This is a genomic window from Streptomyces sp. cg36 (assembly GCF_041080675.1).
In the GTDB taxonomy this organism is placed as follows: Bacteria; Actinomycetota; Actinomycetes; order Streptomycetales; family Streptomycetaceae; genus Streptomyces.
Genome location: NZ_CP163520.1, coordinates 2,804,214 through 2,826,249 on the forward strand (window position 1 = coordinate 2,804,214; position 22,036 = coordinate 2,826,249).

General features: G+C 74.8%; 12 protein-coding genes. 2 read left to right on the forward strand and 10 right to left on the reverse strand.

Annotated features, from left to right (window positions below):
* Positions 1-9: 9 nt before the first annotated feature.
* From AB5J87_RS12370 to AB5J87_RS12385, 4 genes are all read right to left on the reverse strand, one after another.
* Positions 10-3,792, reverse strand: coding sequence for a UvrD-helicase domain-containing protein (locus tag AB5J87_RS12370; protein ID WP_369376523.1), 3,783 nt, complete (start codon positions 3,790-3,792; stop codon positions 10-12).
* A gap of 324 nt (positions 3,793-4,116) precedes the next feature.
* Positions 4,117-4,998, reverse strand: a complete 882-nt coding sequence (locus AB5J87_RS12375; RefSeq protein WP_369376525.1) for a hypothetical protein — start codon at positions 4,996-4,998, stop codon at positions 4,117-4,119.
* Between the two features lie 108 nt (positions 4,999-5,106).
* Entirely contained in the window at positions 5,107-8,904 is a 3,798-nt protein-coding gene (locus AB5J87_RS12380; protein WP_369376527.1) for an ATP-dependent helicase, read from the reverse strand.
* Positions 8,905-9,056: 152 nt separating this feature from the next.
* Complete coding sequence (locus tag AB5J87_RS12385) at positions 9,057-9,437, reverse strand: MGMT family protein (RefSeq protein WP_369376528.1); 381 nt, start codon at positions 9,435-9,437, stop codon at positions 9,057-9,059.
* A 233-nt stretch (positions 9,438-9,670) separates the two neighbouring features.
* On the opposite strand from AB5J87_RS12385, the gene AB5J87_RS12390 reads away from it, so the two are divergent.
* On the forward strand, positions 9,671-12,595 hold the full coding sequence (locus tag AB5J87_RS12390; RefSeq protein ID WP_369376529.1) for a YbhN family protein: 2,925 nt from the start codon (positions 9,671-9,673) through the stop codon (positions 12,593-12,595).
* Positions 12,596-12,686: 91 nt separating this feature from the next.
* A complete protein-coding gene (locus AB5J87_RS12395) occupies positions 12,687-14,252 on the forward strand; it encodes an alpha/beta hydrolase (RefSeq protein ID WP_369376531.1) in 1,566 nt (521 codons plus the stop codon).
* 87 nt (positions 14,253-14,339) lie between these two features.
* On the opposite strand, the gene AB5J87_RS12400 is transcribed toward AB5J87_RS12395, so the two are convergent.
* The 6 genes from AB5J87_RS12400 to AB5J87_RS12425 all read right to left on the reverse strand — a co-directional run bounded on the left by AB5J87_RS12400 (position 14,340) and on the right by AB5J87_RS12425 (position 22,016).
* Positions 14,340-14,831 carry a hypothetical protein gene (locus AB5J87_RS12400; protein ID WP_369376532.1) on the reverse strand — a complete coding sequence of 164 codons (492 nt, stop codon included), beginning with the start codon at positions 14,829-14,831 and terminating at the stop codon, positions 14,340-14,342.
* 133 nt (positions 14,832-14,964) lie between these two features.
* Positions 14,965-16,143 carry an adenylyltransferase/sulfurtransferase MoeZ gene (moeZ, locus tag AB5J87_RS12405; protein ID WP_369376533.1) on the reverse strand — a complete coding sequence of 393 codons (1,179 nt, stop codon included), beginning with the start codon at positions 16,141-16,143 and terminating at the stop codon, positions 14,965-14,967.
* 72 nt (positions 16,144-16,215) lie between these two features.
* Positions 16,216-16,965, reverse strand: coding sequence for a spherulation-specific family 4 protein (locus AB5J87_RS12410; protein ID WP_369376535.1), 750 nt, complete (start codon positions 16,963-16,965; stop codon positions 16,216-16,218).
* Positions 16,953-17,924, reverse strand: coding sequence for an NAD-dependent epimerase/dehydratase family protein (locus tag AB5J87_RS12415; RefSeq protein WP_369376536.1), 972 nt, complete (start codon positions 17,922-17,924; stop codon positions 16,953-16,955). Before AB5J87_RS12415 ends, AB5J87_RS12410 begins: the two co-directional genes overlap by 13 nt.
* Before the next feature lie 82 nt (positions 17,925-18,006).
* Complete coding sequence (locus AB5J87_RS12420; RefSeq protein WP_369376537.1) at positions 18,007-19,389, reverse strand: hypothetical protein; 1,383 nt, start codon at positions 19,387-19,389, stop codon at positions 18,007-18,009.
* A complete protein-coding gene (locus AB5J87_RS12425) occupies positions 19,386-22,016 on the reverse strand; it encodes a DUF3492 domain-containing protein (RefSeq protein WP_369376539.1) in 2,631 nt (876 codons plus the stop codon). The genes AB5J87_RS12420 and AB5J87_RS12425 overlap by 4 nt, the downstream gene beginning before the upstream one ends.
* Between the last annotated feature and the right edge of the window lie 20 nt (positions 22,017-22,036).

Here is a 22,036-nt window from a genome sequence, read left to right on the forward strand (position 1 = left end):
CCATTGAGCCTATCCGGCCTGCGGTGGTGGCATGTCCGCCGGTGCCCCGGCCCCCGCGGGCGGGGGCGCCTCGGCCTCGCGCGCGTGGCCGTGCCCACCGGTCCGGGCGGCGCCGCCCGCGCCGCCGAGCAGGATCCGCTCCAGCTCGGTCCGGCCGGGCAGCCGCGCGGGGCGGACGGTCTCCCCCGTGCGCACGTACAGGAAGGCGGCGGTCACCGACTCCGGCGGTACGCCGTGCTGCTCGGCCCAGGCGAGGCGGTAGACGGCGAGCTGGAGGGGGTCGCCGGTGGCCTCGCGGCCGGTCTTCCAGTCGACGATCTCGTACGTGCCGGGGCTCTCGCCCGCGTACACGGCGTCGATACGGCCCCGGATCACCCGGCCCGCCAAGGTGAGCTGGACCGGCGCTTCGGTGCGCAGCGGGGTGCGCCGGGCGTACGGGGAGCGCTCGAACGCCTCCTTCAAGGCCGCGAGGTCGCGCTCGTCCGCGATGTCGCTGTCGTCCCCGCCGGGCAGCTCGTCGGGGCCGAGCATCGGCAGCGGCAGCTCCTCGAAGCGGGACTCGACCCAGGCGTGGAAGCGGGTGCCGCGCCGGGCCGCGGGCTGCGGGCGCTTGGGCATGGGCCGGGCCAGCTCCTGGGCGAAGCCGTCCGGATCGGCGGCGAGCCGCAGCAGGTCGGAGGCGGTCAGGGAGGCGGGGACGGGGACGTCGCGGGTGGTGGCGCGGTTGCGGCGGAGCTCGGTGGTGAGCGCCTCCAGGTCGCGGTCCCAGGAGGCGATGGCCCGGCGCTCCTCGGGGGTGAGGACGGGCTGCGCGGCCGTGCGGGGCGCGGGGTCGGCGGGGCGGCTGTGCTGGACGGGCACGTCGGGGTGCGCGGAAGCCGCCGCGGGGGCCGGGCGCTGGGTGGGCATGCCGGGGCGCGGGTCGTGCGGGCCGCCGTCGCCCTCGGGGCGGCCGTCCTCGTGGGCGCCGTCCTCGTACGGGAAGGGCTCCGCCCCGTACGGGTCGCCCTCGTCCGGGTAGGGAGCCTCGTCGGGGTAGGGCTCCTCGTCGTACGGATCGGTGCCGCCGCCGTACGGATCACCCTCGGAGGGTTCGCGGCCGTACGGCTCGCCCTCGGGGGAGAGGTCGGCGAACGGGTCGTCGGCCGCGTACGGCTCGTCGGCCGCGAACGGGTCCGTGTGGTCGTACGCCGCCTCGCCCGGGAAGTCCGCCGGGCCGGGCGCCACGCGTGCGTGGGGGCCGTCGTACGCGCCCGCCGAAGTGGGCCTCACACGCGCGTGGGGGCCGTCGTGCGCGGCGGCGCCCTCGCCGTCCAGGTACGCAAGGACCGTCTCGGCCGCGGCCCGGCGGCGGGCCAGGGACGCGGGGTCGAGCGGGAGCGGCCACGCGTGCGTGGCCGCGGACTCGCGCAGGGCGGGGTTCTCCGCGTCCTCGGCCGGTTCGTCGGCCCAGACCTCGATCTCGCCGTGCCCGGCCTCGCAGTGGGCGTACAGCGCGTGCAGGAAGTCGGACGGGCCGCGCCGCTTCTTCTGGCTGGGGCCCCACCAGTGCCCGGAGCCGAGCAGCAGTGAGCGGGGGCGGGTGAACGTGACGTACCCCAGGCGCAGTTCCTCGGTGTGCTGGTGCTCCTTGAGCTCCTCCTTGAACGCCTTGAGGCCCTTGGCGTCCCACTCGGGGGCGGCGGGCAGGGTCGGGGCGTCGCCGCGCAGGGCGTGCGGCAGGACCTTCGCCTGGGCCGTCCACGCCTCCCGTGCCTGGGTGGCGGGGAAGGTGCCGTTGACCAGGCCGGGGACGGCGACCACGTCCCACTCCAGCCCCTTGGACTTGTGGGCGGTGAGGATCTTCACCGTGTTCTCGCCGCCGGGCAGGGCGTTGTCCAGGCCCTTCTCGTACTGCGCGGCGGTGCGCAGGAAGCCGAGGAAGGCCAGGAGGGACGCCTCGCCGTCGAGGGCGGCGAAGCCGGCCGCTGTGTCCAGGAAGTTGCCGAGGGTCTCGCGGCGGCGGGCGGCCAGCGCGTGCGGTGAGGCGGAGAGCTCGACCTCCAGGCCGGTGGTGGCGAGGACGCGGTGGAGGACGTCCATGAGCGGGTCGGCGAGCGAGCGGCGCAGGTCGCGCAGTTCGGCGGCGAGCCGGGCGAAGCGCACGCGTGCCTCGGCGGAGAAGGGCAGTCCGTCGTCCTCGCCGTCGGCCGTCTCCAGGAAGGTGTCGAGCGCGTCGGCCAGCGAGATCACCTCGGCCGGGTCGACGCCCTCCACGGCGTCCGCGAGCCGCTGGTCGGGGTCGTCCGTCCCGGCCCGCTCGCGCCGCACCAGCCGGCGCGCGCGGCGGCCGAGGAGGGCGAGGTCGCGCGGGCCGACGCGCCAGCGGGGGCCGGTCAGGACCCGGACCAGCGCCGCGTTGGCGCCGGGGTCCTGGAGGACCTCGCAGACCGCCACCAGGTCGGCGACCTCGGGGAGGTGGAGCAGCCCGGAGAGGCCGACGACCTCCACGGGCAGGTCGCGGGCCACCAGGGCGCCCTGGAGCTGCGCGAAGTCGCCCGCGGTGCGGCACAGGACGGCGATCTCGCCGGGCTCCTTGCCGGTGCGCACCAGGTGGGCGAGGGAGTCCGCGAGCCAGTCGATCTCCTGCTGGTGGGTGTCGAGCAGGGCGATGCGGACGGTGCCGTCGCGCTCGGCGCCGGGGGCGGGGCGCAGGGCCTCGACGCCCTCGTGCATCGCGCGCAGGGGCGCGGCCAGCCCGTTGGCGAGGTCCAGGAGGCGACCGCCGCTGCGGCGGTTCTCACTGAGCGAGTGGCGGGTGGCGGGGCGTCCGTCCGCGTACGCGAAGTGGCGCGGGAAGTCGTCCAGGTTGGCCACCGAGGCGCCGCGCCAGCCGTAGATGGCCTGGCAGGGGTCGCCCACGGCGGTCACGGCGTGTCCGGTGCCCTCGCCGAACAGGGCGGCGAGCAGCCGGCGCTGGGCGACGGAGGTGTCCTGGTACTCGTCGAGCAACACGACGCGGAACTCGTCGCGCAGGATGCGGCCGACCTCGGGGCGGGTCAGGGCGAGCTCGGCGGAGAGCGCGATCTGGTCGCCGAAGTCGAGCAGGTCGCGGGACTTCTTGGCATCGCGGTAACGGACGGTGAGGTCCAGGAGTTCCAGCCGTCCGGCGGCGGCCTCGGGGATCTTGCGCAGGTCGGCGTTGGTGAGCCTGGCGCCCTCGAGCTCGCGCAGCAGCGCCCGGTCGTGCGCGCGCAGGGCCTCCGGTGCGACCAGGTGCTCGGCGAGCTCGGCGTCGAGCGCCAGCAGGTCGCCGACCAGGGAGGCGAAGGACTTGGTGAGCGCCGGGTAGGGGCCGGGGGCCTCGCGGAGCACCCGGGCCGCCAGCTGGAAGCGGGTGGCGTCGGCGAGCAGCCGCGTGGTCGGTTCGAGCCCTATGCGCAGGCCGTGGTCGGTCAGGAGCTGCCCTGCGAAGGCGTGGTACGTCGAGATGCGGGGCTCGCCCGGAGGGTGGTCCGGGTCGATCGCGTCGGGGTCGGTGACGCCCGCGCGGACCAGCGCGGTGCGCACCCGCTCGGCGAGCTCTCCGGCGGCCTTGTTGGTGAAGGTCAGGCCGAGCACCTGCTCGGGGGCGACCTGCCCGGTGCCGACCAGCCAGACCACCCGGGCCGCCATCACGGTGGTCTTCCCGGACCCGGCCCCGGCCACGACGACCTGCGGGGCGGGCGGCGCGGTGATGCACGCCGTCTGCTCCGGGGTGAACGGGATGCCGAGGAGCTCTTTGAGCTCTTCGGGGTCGCTGAGGATGGGCACCCGTAAGAGGCTAACGGGGACCACCGACATCGATGGTCCCCGTGGGGTCGCGGAGGCCGCCGCACGGTGGTGCGGGGGCCGGGGCGCGAGGGGTGGTGCGGTGCCTTTGGCGGGTGGTGCCGCGCCTGCGGCGGGTGGCGCTGTGTGTTCGGGTGGCGCCGTGCCTTTGGCGGGCGGGGCTGCGCGTCCGTCGGGGGCATCACGCCTGCGGCGGGTGGTGCCCCCGCCTTCCGGCGGCGCCGTTGCCTTCGGCGGCCGACGGCCATGCCTCCAGTGGGCGGCGTCGCGCCGTCAGTCGGTGGGCCGCGCCGTCAGCTGGTGGTGCTACGCCGTCAGCTCGTCCGTCCCGCCGGAGCCGGAGCCGCCCGCGCCGGGCTTCATGCCCATCTTCTCCAGGTCGATGATCTGGTCGGCGGGCGGCGCCGTGATCGTGGCCGGCTTGTTGTAGTCACTGAAGGTGACGACGCCCGGGTCGGTGCCGTCCTGGTCGTCGACCTTCAGGAGGTAGCCGGGGTCCTTCTTGGAGACGTACATCGTCAGGGTGCCGCCCTCCGCCTTCTTCTTGGTGACGGGGATGGCGGGCACACCGGCGACGACGGTGTCGGCGCCCCGGGTCATGCCCGTGCGCTCGCTCTTGTCCTCGTCCAGGGACTGGATGAAGGCGCCGATGTCGCACATGGTCGCCAGGTCGTCGCCGGGGGCCTTGCCGCCCTTCTTGGACTTGCCGCTCACGGCGCTCACCGGCATCTTCATCCAGCGGCCCTTGAGGATCTCCACCATGGCGTCGGCCTGCCGCTTGGGAGTGCCGTCCTCCTTGGCCATGGCCCGGTAGAAGCGTTCGTCGCCCTTCATGTAGAAGGACTTGTTGTCGACCTTGACGACCTCGGCCGTACCGCCCTTCATGGCGATCTTGCCCGAGCAGGTGCCGACCCGGTTCAGGGTCAGGTCGAGGCGCATGTGCTCGCCGTCCGAGGTGCCCTCGCCGGTCATCTTGAAGGCGGTCGCCGCCTTGGTGGCGGTGACGGCCTTGTCGGCTATCGCGTCGGCGGTCATCCCGGCGAACGGGTCGGCGGGCTTCGACGGGGCGGACGGCTTCGCCTTGGCGTCGGACGCCTTCTTGCCGTCGTCGCCGCCGCACCCGGCAAGTCCGGCGACAGCGGTCGTACAGACCACCGCTGCGACCAGGAACTTCCGATTGACCCGCATCTGTCTTCTCCTAATTGGGGCGTGAGGGCAAAGGGCCTCGCGAACCTGTGTGATCGCTGTGAGCCCTCGAAGGATGTACGGGAGGGGTTATGACTCCCCTCACATCCGTCACTCCAGTACCTGGCGCCCCTCGGGCTGGGCCGAACACGACGTCCGGAAGGTACAGGTCGTGCAGTGCTGGCCCGGGCTCGGGGTGAAGTGTTCGTCCAAGACCCGGCCCGCCGCCGTGGCCAGCAGGTCGCCGACCCACTCCCCCGCGAGCGGCTCCTGGGCCTGGACCTTCGGGTACGCCTCGCCGCCCTCCCGCTTGGCGGCGGGCTGGCGCAGGTGCACCAGTTCGGCGCCGCCGGGCGGCGGGCGCTCGCCGGCGAAGGCGTCGTCGACCGCGCCCTGGCCGACCGCCAGCTGGTAGACGGCCAGCTGCGGATGGGCGGCGACCTCGTTGGCGGTGGGGGCCTGCTTGCCGGTCTTGAAGTCGACGACGTAGGCGCGGCCCGCCTCGTCGCGCTCCACCCGGTCCATGGAACCCCGGATGCGGACCTCGTACTCGCCCGCCTCCAGCGTCACGTCGAAGTCGTGCTCCGTCGCCACGGGGGTGCGCCCGGTGCGGTCCAGGGTGTGCCAGCGCAGGAACCGCTCCAGCGCCACGCGCGCGTTGTTCTTCTCCTGGAGCGACTTCCAGGGCGCGTCGAAGGCCAGCGCGTCCCACACCGAGTCCAGCCGCTCCATCAGCACGGCCAGGTCGGCGGGCGTACGGCCGGAGGCGACCTCGTCGGCGAGCACGTGCACGACGTTGCCGAATCCCTGGGCGGCCGTGGCGGGCGCGTCCGCCTTGACCTCGCGGCCCAGGAACCACTGGAGCGCACAGGTGTTGGCGAGCTGGTCCAGGGCGCTGCCGGACAGCGCGACCGGGTGATCGCGGTCGCGCAGGGGAACCGCGGACCGGGTCGGTTCGTTCAACCCCCACCAGCGGTACGGGTGGGCCGCGGGTACGAGCGGCTGGCCCTCGTCGTCGGCGAGCGCGGCGAGGCGGGCCAGACGGCGGGCGGCGGCGTCGCGCAGCGCGTCCGACGCCTCGGGGTCGACGGTGGTGGCGCGCAGTTCGGCGACGAGGGCGGCGACGGCGAGCGGGCGGCGGGGACGGCCGGTGACGTCCTTGGGCTCCTCGCCGAGTTCGGCGAGGAAGCGGGAGGGCTGGTCGCCGTCGTCGGCCGGGGCCTTGACCGCGGTCACGACGAGACGGTCGCGCGCGCGGGTGGCGGCGACGTAGAACAGCCTGCGCTCCTCGGCCAGCAGGGCGCCCGGGGTGAGCGGCTCGGCGAGGCCGTCGCGGCCGATGCGGTCGGCCTCTAGGAGGGAGCCGCGGCGGCGCAGATCGGGCCAGAGGCCCTCCTGGACGCCCGCGACGACGACCAGGCTCCACTCCAGGCCCTTGGAGCGGTGGGCAGTCATCAGGCGTACGGCGTCGGGGCGCACGGACCGGCGGGTGAGGGTGTCGGCGGCTATGTCCTGCGCGTCGACCTCCTCCAGGAAGTTGAGCGCGCCCCGGCCGCCGGTGCGCTCCTCGGCTCGCTCGGCGGTGTCGAAGAGCGCGCACACCGCGTCCAGGTCGCGGTCGGCGTTGCGGCCGGCCGGGCCGCCGCGCAGGGCGGCGCGCTCCAGCCGCTGGGGCCACGGGGTGCCGTTCCACAGCTCCCAGAGGGCCTCGGCGGCGGTGCCGCCGCCCTCCAGCAGCTCGCGGGCCTTGCGCAGCAGCGCGCTCAGCCGCTGGGCGCCCCGGGCGTACGCGGGGTCGTGCGCGACCAGCCGCTCCGGCTCGGCGAGCACGCGCGCGAGGAGGACGTCGGACGGTGGCGGCACCCGGTTGCCCGCCGCCCGCTCCTCGTCGCGCAGGGCGCGGCCGAGGCGCCGGATGTCGGCGGTGTCCATGCCGCCGAGCGGCGAGGTGAGCAGATCGAGAGCGGTCTCGGGGTCGAGCCAGGCGGGCGCGGCGAAGGACCGGGCGGCGCCGCTGGCGGCCACGGCGGCGCGGGCGCGCGCGCCCTCGGCCTCCGGATCGGCGTCGGCATCGGTGGGGGCGGCGGCCACGGCGTCACTGGCACCCGGGCCCGTGGCATCGGCAGCTGCGCCCGCGCCCTCGGCTCCCGCGTCGGCGTCGGCTTCCGCGTCGGTGGGGGCGGCAGCCACGGCGTCACTGGCACCCGGGCCCGTGGCATCGGCAGCTGCGCCCGCGCCATCGGCGTCGCCATCGACCTCCGCGTCGGCACCGGTGAGAGCGGCGGCGCCCACAGCGCCACCGGCACCCGCGCCCGCGCCCTCGGCTCCCGCGTCGGCATCGGTGTAGGCGGCAGCCACGGCATCACCCGCACCCGCAGCACCGGCACCAGCACCGGCACCGGCACCGGCACCAGCACCCGCACCGGCACCCGCACCCGCACCCGCACCCGCACCCGCGGCATCCACCCCCGTCACCGCCGCCGTCGCCACCGCTCGTAGGGCCGTGAGCAGGGGGGTCACCGCGGGCTCGTGGCGCAGGGGGACGTCCGTGCCGTCCACCTCTACCGGGACGCCCGCCGAGGTCAGGGCGCGGCGCAGGGCGGGCAGGGCGCGGGTGCCCGCGCGGGTGAGGACCGCCATGTCCCGCCAGGGGACGCCCTCTTCGAGGTGGGCGCGGCGGACGATGTCCGCGATGTTCTCCAGCTCCGTGGAGGCCGTCGGGTAGGTGTACGCCTCGACGCGCCCGCCCGCGCGCACGGCGGCGAGGTCGCGGTGGGCCCGTACCTTCTCCGACGGCAGGCGCGGCAGCGGCATCCGCCGGGTCAGCAGCCGGGTCGCGGCCAAGAGCTTCTCGCCGGAGCGGCGGGACGTGGTCAGGACCTCGACCGGTGCCGGAGCGCCGTCGGAGCGGCGGAAGGTGTCCGGAAATTCGAGGATCCCGTTGACGTCGGCGCCGCGGAACGCGTAGATCGACTGGTCCGGGTCGCCGAAGGCGACCAGCGTGCGGCCACCGCCCGCGAGGGCCCGCAGCAGGCGGACCTGTGCGGGGTCGGTGTCCTGGTACTCGTCCACGAACACCGCGTCGTACGCATCGGCCACAGCGGCGCCGTACGGCGGGGCGGAGGAGGAGACGTGGGACGACGTGCCGGAGCGGGCGGCGCGCTCGGCGAGCAGGACGGCCCGGTGGACCAGTTCCGCGTAGTCGAGGACTCCCTGCAGGTCCAGGACGTCGAGATATTCGGCCAAGAACGCGGCGGCGGCACGCCAGTCGGGGCGGCCGGTGCGGCGGGCGAAGGCGGCGAGGGAGTCGGGGGCCAGGCCGAGCTCGCGGCTGCGGGCGAGCACCGCGCGCACCTCGTCGGCGAAGCCGCGCGTGGTCAGGCAGGCGCGCAGCTCGTCGGGCCAGCGCACATGGGCGAGGCCGGAGCGCTCCAGGCCGAGCTGGCCGGCCAGCAGTTCGCGGACCGCGAGGTCCTGCTCGGGGCCGGAGAGCAGCCGCAGCGGCTCGGCGAAGAGGTCGGCGTCTTGGTGGGCGCGGACCAGCGCGTAGCAGTACGAGTGGAAGGTGGTGGCCTGCGGTCCGCGGGTGCCGCCGAGCCGCAGGGCCATCCGGTCGCGGAGCTCGACCGCGGCCTTGCGGCTGAAGGTGAGGACGAGGATCCGCTCGGGGTCGGTCCCGGCGGCCACCCGGGCCGCGACCGCCTCGACGAGGGTGGTCGTCTTGCCGGTGCCGGGCCCGGCGAGGACCAGCAGGGGCCCTCGGGCATGGTCAACCACCGCCCGCTGCCGCGCGTCCAGCACAGGGGGGTCCACGGTCCTCGGCGGCGTACGCACCAGTCGGTACGCGCCGGCGGACCGCCGTCGTACCTGCGGGTGCGTCGTACGCCCGGTGAAAGAGGAGGAGCTCACGTGGATCGCCGGTCCTGGTGGGTGTGCTGGTGGTGATGGTGGGGACGGGGGCCGTGCCGACTGTCGACGGTACGCCGGATCGCGTCCGGCACGCAGCGGGTCATCCGTACGGGCCTGCGGTCGCCCCCGGCGCCCCGCGATGGTCGAAGCTGTCAGATATGAGCCGTCCCGCCGCCGACCTCGCGCTCCGCGCCGCCGTCCCAGCGCGCCCGCCGCATGTCCAGGCGCGGCAGGTGCCCCTCGGCGGCCCGGCTCGCCCCGCGCAGCGGCGTGGACTCCTCACGGTAGTGGCCGAGGGCGCGCAGCTCGTGGCCGGGCAGCAGGGTGCCGTCCGCGCGCACCACGCGCCACCAGGGCGCGGATCCGCCGTACAGCGCCATGACGCGGCCCACCTGGCGGGGGCCGCCCTCGCCCAGCCATTCGGCGACGTCCCCGTACGTCATCACCCGGCCGGGCGGGATCTGGTCGGCGAGGTCCAGGACCCGTTCGGCATACTCCGGGAGTTCCGGCAGCTCATCGCTCACCCTGTTCATCCTGCCGTACGCCACGGACAGTGGAGCCGGGAACCGGCTCGTGCGAACCGCGCGCACCATGGCAATAGGGCGCGTACCGCACGGCGTACGCCCCCTCGGCGCACCCTGATGCCCCCCTCGGGGGCCTGGTCATGCCACCATCATGCGGGCGGTGACCGGTGATACGAGAGCACGAAGACCAGACCGAAGACCAGACCGGCGAGACAGCGGACCAGACGGCGAAGGAGCGGGGCGTGCAGCCACCCGAAGCGGCGGCCGGCAGCACCCCACAGGCGGGGGCGGACCCCGGCATGCCCTCTTCCAGCGACGAGGACGCCTCCGCGCCCGCGGGCGCCTCCGGCGCGAAACCCGCGCGCCCGGCCCCGGCCGGCGCCACGGCCGTCTCGCGCTCCGGTTCGGGCCCCGGCCCCGGCTCCGACTCCGGCTCCGCGCCGCAGCGGTCCGAGACGTCCGCCACCGGCTCCGACACCGACCCCGGCACCGAGGCGTGCGAGGGCATCGGCGCCCTGGACCGCGTCTCCGTGGACGAACCGCTGCTGCCCGCCCGTGTGCACCGGCCCTCCGACCTCGTACGGCTGATCAGCGGTGTCCTGGCCATCGCGATCGTGCTGGCCATCGCCGCCATCGCCCACCACACCACGTCCGGCCTCGAACAGGACATCAGCAAGGGCTCGGACCAGGCGCCGGACGTGCTGATCCGGCTGGCCGGTCTGGTGTCGTCGATCGCGGTGCTGATCCTGCCCGTCGCGTTCGCCATCGAGCGGCTGATCAAACGCGACGGGCTGCGCATCGCGGACGGTGTGCTCGCGGCCGTGCTCGCCCACGGCGTCGCCCTCGCCACCGATCTGTGGGTGGCCCGCTCGGCGCCCGAGTCGATCACCGACGCGCTGACCCAGCCGTCGGGCACGGGCGGTCTCACCGATCCCGTGCACGGCTATCTGGCGCCGGTCATCGCCTATATGACGGCCGTCGGCATGGCCCGCAGACCACGGTGGCGGGTCGCCCTGTGGGCGGTGCTGCTGCTCAACTCCTTCGCCGTGCTCGTCGGCGGCCAGACCACCGCCTTCTCGATCCTGGTCACGGTCCTGATCGGCTGGACCGTCGCGTACGGAACGCTGTACGCGGTGGGCTCGCCCAATGTCCGGCCCACCGGGCAGACCCTGCTCGCCGGGCTGCGCAACGTCGGCTTCCGGCCGCTGACCGCGATGCGCGCCGAGGACGCGCCCGACTCCCTGGAGCAGGGCGACCGGGGCAGGCGCTACTTCGTCACGCTGGAGGACGCGCCACCGCTCGACGTCACCGTCGTCGACCGCGAACAGCAGGCGCAGGGCTTCTTCTACCGGGTCTGGCGGCGCCTCACCCTGCGCTCCATCACCACCCGGCGCTCCCTCCAGTCGCTGCGCCAGGCGCTGGAGCAGGAGGCGCTCCTCGCCTACGCGGCGATCGCCGCCGGGGCCAACGCGCCCAAGCTGATCGCCACCTCCGAGCTCGGCCCGGACGCCGTGATGCTGGTGTACGAGCACACCGGCGGGCGGTCCCTGGACTCGCTGGCCGACGAGGAGATCACCGACGAGCTGATGCGCGGCGCCTGGCGCCAGGTGCGCGCGCTCCAGTCGCGCCGGATCGCCCACCGCAGGCTCGCGGGGGACGCGATCCTGGTGGATCGTTCCGGCACCGTCGTACTGACGGATCTCCGCGGCGGCGAGATCGCCGCGGGCGACCTCGTGCTGCGCATGGACATCGCGCAGCTCCTGGTCACCCTGGGGCTGCGGGTGGGCGCCGAGCGCGCGGTGGCCGCGGCCGTCGACGTCCTCGGCCCCGACACCGTCGCCGACAGCCTGCCGCTGCTCCAGCCGATCGCGCTGAGCCGCACCACGCGCGCGACGCTGCGGCGGCTCGCCCGCGAGCAGGCGCAGCGCGAGCGCGAGGCGGTCATCGAGGCGTCGCTTGCGGCCAAGGAGGCGCGGGCCGCCGAGGCGGCCGAGGCACGGGCGCGCCACGCGCGCGAGAGCGCGCCGGAGCAGACCCTGGCCGCGGGCGAGGAGCGCAAGGCCGTACGCGCCGACGCCAAGGCCGAGAGCAAGGCGGTGCGGGCGGAGAAGAAGGCCGAGAAGGAGGCCATCGACGTCGCGCTGGAGAACGCGCGCGAGGAGGACCTCCTCACCCAGATCCGCCGCCAGGTGCTCCTGATCCGCCCGCAGGCGCCGGTGGAGCCGGTGCGCCTGGAGCGCATCAAGGTGAAGACGCTGCTGACGTTCGTCGCCGGTGCCATCGCCGCGTACTACCTGCTGGTGCAGATCACCCACATCAAGTTCGGCGATCTCGTCGCCAACGCGCAGTGGGGCTGGGTGGCGGCGGCCGTGCTGTTCTCGGCGCTCTCCTACCCGGCCGCGGCGGCGAGCCTGCTGGGCTTCGTCCCCGAGAAGGTGCCGTTCTGGCGGGCCGTGATCGCGCAGGTCGCCGGGTCGTTCGTGAAGCTCGTCGCCCCGGCGGCGGTCGGCGGAGTGGCGCTGAACACCCGGTTCCTGCAGCGCGCGGGCGTGCGGCCGGGGCTCGCGGTGGCGAGCGTGGGCGCCTCCCAGCTGTTCGGGCTGGCCTCGCACATCTCGCTGCTGCTGGTCTTCGGCTATGTGACCGGCACCGAGAAGACGCCCGACCTGTCGCCGTCCCGGACGGTGATCGCCGGTCTGCTGACGGCGGCCGTGCTGATCCTGGTGGTCACCGCGATCCCGTTCCTGCGGAAGTTCGTGGTCACCCGGGTGCGGTCGCTCTTCGCGGGCGTGGTGCCGCGCATGCTCGACGTGCTCCAGCGCCCGCAGAAGCTGCTCACCGGCCTCGGCGGGATACTGCTGATCACCGGCACCTTCGTGATGTGCCTGGACGCGTCGATCCGGGCGTTCGGCTCCGGCGACAACACCCTCAGCTACGCGAGCGTGGCGGTCGTCTTCCTCACCGCCAACGCGCTGGGCTCGGCCGCCCCGACGCCCGGCGGTGTGGGCGCGGTCGAGCTGGCCCTCTCCACGGCCCTGACCATCGCGGGCCTGCCGGCCGAGACGGCGGCCTCGGCCGTGCTCCTCTACCGGCTGCTGACGTTCTGGCTGCCGGTCCTTCCCGGGTGGCTGTGCTTCAACTACCTGACCCGCAGGGGCGAGCTCTGAGCGCGTGAGCCGGCGGCCCGCTCGGGCCGCCACCACCCGCATGGCCTGCGGTTTCGCGCGGCCGACGGCGGACGGCCGCACGATGGGGAGCATGGAGAACTCCGCCGCCCTGCGTGCCGCCGCTCTCGCCACCGCGACCACCGCCGTCCTGCTCGCCGCCACCGGCTGCTCCGACGGCGGGACCAAGCAGTCGTCCCCGGCCAAGGCGTCGTCGCTCGCCTCCCAGAAGCTGAACTGGAAGAAGTGCGGCGCGCCCTCCCAGGCGGAGGGGACCGGGGACGCGCCCTCGCCGCCGCCCGGCGGGGGCGAGTGGAAGTGCGCCACCCTGCGCGTGCCCCTCGACTACGCCAAGCCCGACGCCGGGTCGGTCGAGCTGGCGCTGATCCGGACCGAGGCCAGGGAGAAGGACAAGCGCATCGGCTCGCTGGTCTTCAACTTCGGCGGGCCCGGCGGATCCGGGGTCACCACCCTGCCCGCCGCCGCGAGCGACTACGACAAGCTCCGGGCCCGCTACGACCTGGTGAGCTTCGACCCGCGCGGGGTCGGCTCCAGCGCGCCCGTGGAGTGCGAGAGCGACAGCCAGCTCGACCGCTACTTCGCCCAGGACTTCATGCCGGGCGACGCGGCCGAGGAGAAGAGCCTCCTGACGAACATGAAGTCGTTCGCCGCGACCTGCCAGTCCAACTCGGGGCGGGTCCTGCCCCACGTCGGCACCACCAACGCCGCGCGCGACATGGACCTGATCCGCCAGGTCCTGGGCGACGACAAGCTGTACTACTTCGGCATCTCCTACGGGACCGAACTGGGCGGGGTGTACGCCCACTTGTTCCCCAAGAACGTCGGCCGGGCGGTGTTCGACGCCGTCGTCGACCCCACCAGCACCTCCGAGCAGGGCTCGCTCGGGCAGGCCAAGGGCTTCCAGCTCGCCCTCGACAACTTCGCCAAGGACTGCGTGGACCGGGGCGACAAGTGCCAGCTCGCGGGGGCGAACGTGAAGGAGGTCGAGGCCGGGATCGTCAAACTCCTCGCCGGCCTGGACAAGCAGCCCATCCCGGCCAGCGGCACCCGCATGCTGACGAAGACCGAGGCGACCAACGGCATCGCGCAGGCGCTGTACTCCAAGGAGTACTGGCAGCTCCTCGAACAGGGCGTGGACGAGGCGGAGGGCGGGAGCGGCGCCCTGCTGCTCGCCCTGTCGGACGCGATGAACGGCCGGTCCAAGGACGGCACGTACAGCAACATCCAGGCCGCGAACACGGCGATCAACTGTGCTGATTTCAAGGATCGTTACTCACTGGAGCAAACGAAGGCCAAGCTCCCCGAGTTCCGCGCCGCCTCCCCCGTCTTCGGGGACTACCTCGGCTGGGGCCTGCTGGGCTGCACCGCCTGGCCGGTGCCGGGCCAGTGGAGCACGCCCGACGTCAGCGCTCCCGGCGCGGCGCCGATCGTCGTCGTCGGCAACACCGGCGACCCGGCCACGCCGTACGCGGGGGCCAAGCACATGGTGGAGAAGCTGGGCCCGGGGGTGGGCGTGGAGCTGACGTACAAGGGGCAGGGCCACGGCGCGTACAACAGCGGCAACAAGTGCGTGCGGGACGCGGTGGATTCGTATCTGCTGGACGGCAGGGCACCAGCGGCGGGAACCGTCTGCCAGTAGCCGTGGGGCCCGGTTCGGGGCGCTTCCGGCAAGCGGGCGCTGCCCGTCGAGGGTGCGTCAGACCCGCTGGGCGCGCTTGAGGGTGCGTCAGACCTGCTGGGCGCGCTTGAGGGTGCGCAGGATCAGCCACTGGTCGCCCCAGGCCATCGCCGTGCCCAGCACCGCCATCACGATGCCGACGGCCAGGCTGCCACTGGCGGCGCCCATCGCGAGACCGGCCAGGCCCAGGCCGAAGCGGACCGCGAAGCGCAGCCCGAGCAGGCCGAGGGCGAGGAGGCGGGTGCGCTTGTTCTTCCACAGCGCCCGCATGTAGCGCATCCGCGCCTTGAGGACGGTGAGGGTGAGCGCGATGTTGAGGACGGCGACGACCGGGATCGCCCAGTAGACCACCGGGTACGCGCGCGCGATGTCGAAGATCCCGGCGAAGCAACCGACCAGCGGGAAGTACCAGTTGGGCAGGCCCTTGATCTCCGGCTGAACCGCGGTCTCCGCCCTGGCCGGGGCCTCCGCCCCGAACCCCGCCTCGGCGTCCTCGGCTCCGACCGTACGGACCTGGTTCTCGATTGCCACCGTGCTCATCACAGTGCCCCCTTCGCGTGCGCTCTCCCGCTGACAGGAGAAAGCTTCGCTCAGGGGGCACTGACCTCGGCAGAGATGACCGTCCCGGGTCCCGCAGGACAAATGTCCTACGGGCCCGGGACCGGCCCTTCGCTCAGTAGACGGGCTTCTCCGGCTCGATCTGGTGGACCCAGCCGATCACGCCGCCGCCGACGTGGACCGCGTCCGCGAAGCCCGCGGACTTCAGCACCGCGAGCACCTCGGCCGAGCGGACGCCGGTCTTGCAGTGCAGCACGATGCGCTTGTCCTGCGGGAGGTCCTGGAGGGCGTTGCCCATCAGGAACTCGTTCTTCGGGATCAGCTTGGCGCCGGGGATCGAGACGATCTCGTACTCGTTCGGCTCGCGGACGTCGATGATCTCGATCTTCTCGTCGGCGTCGATCCACTCCTTGAGCTGCTTGGGAGTGATGGTCGAGCCGAGCGCCGCCTCCTGGGCCTCCTCGGACACGACGCCGCAGAACGCCTCGTAGTCGATGAGCTCGGTGACGGTCGGGTTGGCGCCGCAGACCGCGCAGTCGGGGTCCTTGCGGACCTTGACCTGGCGGTACTGCATCTCCAGGGCGTCGTAGATCATCAGTCGGCCGACCAGCGGCTCGCCGACGCCCGCGAGGACCTTGATGGCCTCGGTGACCTGGATGGAACCGATGGACGCGCACAGCACGCCCAGCACGCCGCCCTCGGCGCAGGAGGGGACCATGCCCGGCGGCGGGGGCTCCGGGTAGAGGCAGCGGTAGCAGGGGCCGTGCTCGGACCAGAAGACGGACGCCTGGCCGTCGAAGCGGTAGATGGAGCCCCAGACGTACGGCTTGTTCAGCAGCACGCACGCGTCGTTCACCAGGTAGCGGGTGGCGAAGTTGTCGGTGCCGTCGACGATCAGGTCGTACTGGCTGAAGATGTCCATCACGTTGTCGGCCTCGAGCCGCTCTTCGTGCAGGACGACGTTCACGTACGGGTTGATCCCCAGCACCGAGTCCTTGGCGGACTCGGCCTTGGAGCGGCCGATGTCGGCCTGGCTGTGGATGATCTGGCGCTGCAGGTTCGACTCGTCGACCTCGTCGAACTCGACGATGCCGAGCGTGCCGACACCGGCTGCCGCCAGGTACATGAGGGCCGGCGAGCCGAGGCCGCCGGCGCCCACACAGAGCACCTTGGCGTTCTTCAGTCGCTTCTGCCCGTCCATCCCGACATCGGGAATGATCAGGTGGCGCGAGTACCTGCGGACCTCGTCTACGGTGAGCTCGGCAGCCGGCTCTACCAGGGGTGGCAGCGACACGTGAACCTCTATTACGCAGTCGGTCGGTATGTCAGTACGGTTGTTCTCTTCGTAACACTGCCACGGCACTCCTCATTCCGAGATACCAGGTCCGATCCGCGAGACAATTTCGTCCCAGTAGCCGGGCAGCGTCTCGAAGGGGTCGTCCTGGCCTCCCCGGTCGCCCCGGTCGGTGAAGTAGATCGTGCCCGCCCCCTGCCAGCGGGCGACCCGCAGCGCCTCTTCGAGGTGGTTGCGGGGCACCCCGTGGACGAAGTGGCAGAAGCGCTCCGGCGGGTGGTCGGCGGTCCACTCGGCCACCTGGGACCAGCGGTACTCGCTCCACGGCCCGTTGAAGGTGACCAGCTGGTCGGCGGTCTCCGCGTAGCCCGGATACGGGTGGGAGCCCTGGCCGAGCACCAGGTGGGCGCCCTCGCGCAGGGCGCGCAGGGTGGACACCGTGCGCCGCACCTCCGCCAGCGCGTCCCGGTCCGTGGGACAGCGGTCCAGCAGGAAGCCGTCCACCCGGTACCAGTCGAGGAAGCGGTGCGCGTCGGAGACCAGCTCCCCGAAGGGGCGGGTCCCGTGCGCGCAGTCGAGGTGGCCGAGGACCCGCACGCCCGCGTTGCGCAGCTTCCCGGCGGCCTCCAGGCAGTGCGGGTCGGGGCGGGAGCCGGGGCCGTCCGCGACGTTGAGGACGGTCCAGTGGAGCGGGGTGCCCGGCCGGGTCAGCTCGGCCCACTCGGCCGGGGCGACCAGCGGGTGCGCACAGCCGGGGACGCCGAAGCCGACCCCGCCCGAGGTCGTCGCGCGCGTGGCGCCGGTGGTGGTCAGATGCGGCACGCCGCCTCCATCCAGATGTCGGCCAGCGACTCCTCCAGATTGATCCGGGGCCGCCAGCCGAGCCGGTCGCGCGCGGTGCGGACGTCGGCCTGCTGCCAGCTCCCGCAGCCGTCGGGGTACGGCGCCGGGGCCCCGGCCAGGTGCTCCAGGACGGCGTCGGCGGACGGGCGGGGCGCGCCGATCACCCCGCCGCGCAGCCCGGGCGGCCCGTCGAGCTCGTGCAGCGCGCCGCCGTATCCGGCGACCCTGGCGAGGACGGCGGCGGCGTCGCGGAGCTTGACCGAGCGGCCGGTCCCGATGTTGACGACGCCCTGGGCGGCGGAGAGGGAGGCGGCGTGCACGGCGCGCGCCACGTCGCGCACGTCGACGAAGTCGCGCTGCACGCCCAGGCCGCCCAGTTTGAGCTCGCCGTCGCCGGACTGCATGGCGCGGCGCATGGCTTCGGCGAGCCGGCCGAGCGGGGACCCGGCGGGGGTGCCGGGGCCGACCGGCGAGAAGACCCGCAGCACGATGGCGTCCAGGCCGGAGCCGAGGACGAGTTCGGTACCGGCGAGCTTGCTGACGCCGTACGGGCCGCCGGGGCGCGGTACGGCGTCCTCGGCGGTGGAGGAGCCGGGCTGCGAGGGTCCGTACTCGGAGGCGCAGCCGAGCTGGACCAGGCGCGCGCCGCAGCCGCTGCGGCGCAGGGCCTCGCAGACGGTGGCGACGGCGACGGTGTTGTGCCGGGTCAGTTCGCGGGCGCCGCCGCGGGTGGCGCCGGCGCAGTTGATGACGACCCCGGGGTGGACGGCGTCCAGGAAGCGGGTGAGGGCTCCCGGGCTGCCGGAGGCGAGGTCGAACCGGACGTCGGCGTCGTCGCCGCGCCCGAGCGCGGTGAGCTGGACGGCCGGGTCGGCGAGCAGGCGGTCGGCGACGAAACGGCCCAGATATCCGTTGGCACCGAGCAGTAGCACCCTCATCGCACGGCCTTTCCGTGCGGTCGGCAGGAGGCCGGGGGCAGGGCGGTCATGTGTCTCGTTCTCCTTCGGGCATCAGTGCGCGTCAATGCGTGTAGTGCTGTTCGGGGGTCGGTGGAGGTGCGGAGTGGGCCGAGGCGCGGGCGAGGACCGCGGTGGCCCGGACGAGCAGGACGAGGGCGACGGCGCCGCACAGGGCGGCCGGTACGGCTCCGGCGCCGCCCGCCGTGACCGCGGCCTCGACGGGCCGCGCCAGGAAGCCGCAGCCCGGCAGCCGCCCGGCGAGAACCAGGGCGAGGACGCCGGCCTCGGCGCAGGCGGCGGCCCGCAGCCCGGCCACGGCGGGCGCGGCGAAGCCGTGCAGCGCCAGCAGCCGGGCCAGGAAGAGCAGCGCGCCGGGCGCGGCGGCGGACGCGAACGAGCCGTGTCCGTACGCGAGTCGACCGATCAGGAGGAGCGCGGCGAGGGCGGCGAGGTAGAGGGCGACCGCGCCGAGCAGCAGCGGGCGGGAGCGGCCCGCGAACTCCTCCAGGCCGCGGCTGGTGACCAGGCCGCGCCGGGCCCGTACGGCGAAGAGCCGCGCGCACCAGGCGGCGGGGGCGACGGCCAGGGTGAGTCCGACGGCCGCGGCGGGGTCGGCGGCCCAGTCGCCCGGGGCGCCCCCGGGGCCGGTGTCGGGGCCGCCGGTGAGCAGGGCGTCGAGCAGTCCGTCGCCCGCGACGGCGTAGGCGGCGAGCCAGAGCGCCCACGGCAGCCCGGCGCCCCGGCCGGCCCGCAGGGGGCCGTGGCGCAGGGCGTGGGCGAGGGCCGCGCCGACGGCGGCGGTACCGGCGGCGAGCACCGCCAGCCGCACCCCGCCGACGGTGAGCCGACCCGCCGTCACCGTGACGGCGCACAGGGCGCCGGGCAGCAGCGCGCCGAGCACCCTGAGCGCCCGGCCGGAGCGCGGGGGCGCGGGGTCCGGGTCGTCGCGGAGCGGCTCGCTGCCCCGGGGCACGCGCGCGTAGAGCTCCTCGGCGAGCGAGAAGACGTCCCGGTGGCGGAACCGGGCGGCGGTGCGGTCGGTCATCCCGTGCGCTTCGAGCCCGGCGGCGATCTCCAGTGGGTCGACGGCCCGTTCGCAGAGTTCGCGATGGCGGTGCATGAGGGCCTTGACGGGGTCGGCGGGTCCGCGCCGGGGGCGAGTGCCGGGGGCGGGGGTGGCCGGGGCCGCTCGCGTACTCGCGGCCTTCGTCGGGGCGGGGCCCGAATCCCCTTCCGCGGCTTCCCCGTTGGGGGCGTCGTCCGTGGCCGCGTCCTCCCTCGACTCGACTTCGCTGCCGAGCGCCTGGGAGGGGATGGGACGTCTCGGTACCGGGTCCGCGAGCAGGGCTTCCGAGCGGATGTCCCAGGCGCCGGCGCTCTCGGGGGCGCGCGGGATGTCGCTCTCGGCGGGGCCGTCCGTCGGGCGGGTGGTGGGCGGGGTCATCGCGTCGCCTCCTCGGCGTGGGCGGAGCCGAAGCCGGGCGGGTCGGTGACGGAGAGATCGGTGACGGTCAGGTCCGTGACGGAGAGGCCGGTGACGGTCAGGTCCGTGAGCGTGGGGGCCGTGGCCGTCTGGTGCGCGCAGCCCGGGCACGTCGAGGCCCGGGGGATCACGACGGTCGGCTCCGCACCGCTGGACACCGGCTGCACGGGCGCGGCACCGGCCCGCCGTGCGGCGTCGGCGCGCACGGCTTCGAGGCGCACGGTGTCGTCGGCACGCACGGCTTCTTCGGTACGTGCGGTGTCGAGGCGCACGGTGTCGTCGAGGTGCACGGCGTTGTCGGCACGTGCGGCTTCGTCCGTACGTGCGGTGTCGAGGCGTGCCGTGTCGGTGCGGGCGGCGGGCGTCTTCGGTGCGGCCGGGGGGCGGGACGCGGCCTCCGTACGCGCCGCCGGGTCCGCCCAGCTCGGGGCGCGCCCGGTGGCCGGGGCCGTCGCCGCCGTCCAGTTGCCGGGGACGTGGGCCTCGGCGGGGTGGGCGAAGGGCACCGGGTCGCCGCTGCCGTCGAGCGTGTCGCGCTGGACCGGGCAGTGCGACATCAGCTCCAGGTAAATGCCGCGAAATGCCGCGAGGTTCTGCTCGACGGTGAAGAGTTCGAGGGCGCGGGCCCGGGCGGCGGCGCCGAGGCGCTCGCGGCGTTCCGGGTCGCGCAGCAGCGCCACGCACGCGTCCGCGAGCGCGCGCGGGTTGCGGGGCGGTACGACGAGACCGGTGCCGCCGATGACCTCGACCACGGCGCCCGCGTCCGTGGAGACCGTGGCCCGGCCGCAGAACATCGCCTCCACCAGGCTGACCGGGAAGCCCTCGACGACGCTGGAGAGGACGACGACGCTGCCCGAGCCGTACGCGTCGGCGAGCTCCGGCGCCTCCGGGCCGCCGATCTCCTCGAAGGAGACCGGGTTGTCGCCGACCGCGTGCGCGTCGGCGGCCTCGTCGGGGAAGAGCTGGGCGGCGAGGGCGCGGCAGTGGGCGAGGTAGGCGGCCGACTCGGGGGGCAGTCCGGCGGCACCGGCGTACCCGTGCGCCCCGCCGGCGCCGAAGCCGCCGTACGCGGCCGGGCCGTACCCCTGACCGCCGGGGGCGGCGTGCCCGGCCCCGGAGTGTCCGGCCGGGGCGCTCGTGGTCCCGCCCGTACCGAACCCGCCGGTCCCGAACCCGCCCGCGCCGCCGTCCGGGCCGCAGGGGCCACCGGCCCCGGGCCCGCGTCCGTAGGCGTACCCGTCCGTGCCGGACGCCTGCCCGTCGGGGGCAGGCTCTCCCCGGCCCCCGCGAACGCTCGCGGCGGGGCCGTACGACGGGGTGGGCCGGGCCGCGTAGAAGATCCGCAGGCGGGCGTCCGGCTCGGCCCGGCGGACCTCCGCGAAGGCGTGCAGCAGGGCGATCAGGTCCTTGGTGGGGTCGATGCGGCCGACCCAGACCAGGGTGGCGGGGTCGCCCCCGTTCGGCTCCTCGCCGACCGTCTGGAAGCGCTCGGCGGCCATGCCGGGGTACACCGTGCGCAGCTTGGCGCGGTCGGCGCCGCACTTCTCCTGCCAGCGGCGGGTGTGGGTGTTGCCGGGGGTGATGAGCGCGGCCCGCTCGTACACCTCGACGGCGAGACGGCGGTGGAAGGCGGCGAGCAACGCGCGCACGGGGGCGGGCACTTCGCTGCTCGCGAGGTACTGGGTGCGCAGCTGCACCCCGTACTCGGTGACCAGCAGCGGGACCCCGAAGAAGCGTTTGGCCAGCAGACCGGGGAGGGCGGCGGAGCCGCCGCCCGCCGCATGGCAGAGGTCGACGTCGCCGAGGCCCGCCTCGTCGTACCAGTCGAGCGAGAGCGGGCGCAGGGCGCGCTCCAGGAGGTCGGCGAAGGCGAGGTAGTCGGGGACGCGGGCGGTCGCCACCGCGCGGTTGGCGCCCGGGGCGCGGCAGGCGGCCTCCAGGATGCGGACGGCCGTCTCGGAGCGGAGCGCGGTGTGCAGGCCGCCGCTCTCGCGGGCCAGGTCGGCCAGTCCGTACAGCGCCTCGGCGAACCGGGCGGCCCCGCCGGCCGGGGCGGCGGCCGGGCCCGTCGCGGCCTCCTCCTCGGGGGTGAAGGCCGCGCCCGCGACGGGTCCGCCCACGAACGCGGCTCCCGCGAACGCCACTCCGGGCATCCCCGCCAGCCCCGCGCCCCCGGCCGCGCCCCGGCCCGGGTCGCCTCCCGCGCCTTCGCGCGCGTGCCGGGCGGGGGCCGGGCGGTCGGCGGCCGGGCCCGGGTCGCCGGGCGTCCCGTCCGCGCAGATGGCGTCCGCCAGTTCGCGGAAGCAGCCCGCGAAGCGGTGCCGCTCGCGGCGGCCGTAGGCCCGGCCCGCGCGGCCCCGGGTCCAGGGGTGGCCGCCGTCCTGGGGGGCCCAGAGCGGGGCCGTGCGGACACGGCGGACCTGGGGCGGCAGCGCCACCCAGCCGCGCTCCTCCTGAGCCGCCGTACGGCTCAGGGCGTATATGTCGAACTCGTGCCGCGCGAGCCCGCGCACGAGCCGGTCGCACCACAGCCTGGACTCGCCGGTCGTGTACGGATATCCGCCGTCGGTGAGCAGTCCGACCCGCATGTACGCACCCCCGATCTCCC

Excerpts from the sequence above, each read along its gene's own strand:
- AB5J87_RS12385 (WP_369376528.1), bottom strand. The coding sequence starts at position 9,437 with ATGAACAGGGTGAGCGATGAGCTGCCGGAACTCCCGGAGTATGCCGAA.
- AB5J87_RS12425 (WP_369376539.1), bottom strand. The coding sequence starts at position 22,016 with ATGCGGGTCGGACTGCTCACCGACGGCGGATATCCGTACACGACCGGC.
- AB5J87_RS12400 (WP_369376532.1), bottom strand. The coding sequence starts at position 14,831 with ATGAGCACGGTGGCAATCGAGAACCAGGTCCGTACGGTCGGAGCCGAG.
- AB5J87_RS12415 (WP_369376536.1), bottom strand. The coding sequence starts at position 17,924 with ATGAGGGTGCTACTGCTCGGTGCCAACGGATATCTGGGCCGTTTCGTC.
- AB5J87_RS12375 (WP_369376525.1), bottom strand. The coding sequence starts at position 4,998 with ATGCGGGTCAATCGGAAGTTCCTGGTCGCAGCGGTGGTCTGTACGACC.
- AB5J87_RS12395 (WP_369376531.1), top strand. The coding sequence starts at position 12,687 with ATGGAGAACTCCGCCGCCCTGCGTGCCGCCGCTCTCGCCACCGCGACC.
- AB5J87_RS12420 (WP_369376537.1), bottom strand. The coding sequence starts at position 19,389 with ATGACCCCGCCCACCACCCGCCCGACGGACGGCCCCGCCGAGAGCGAC.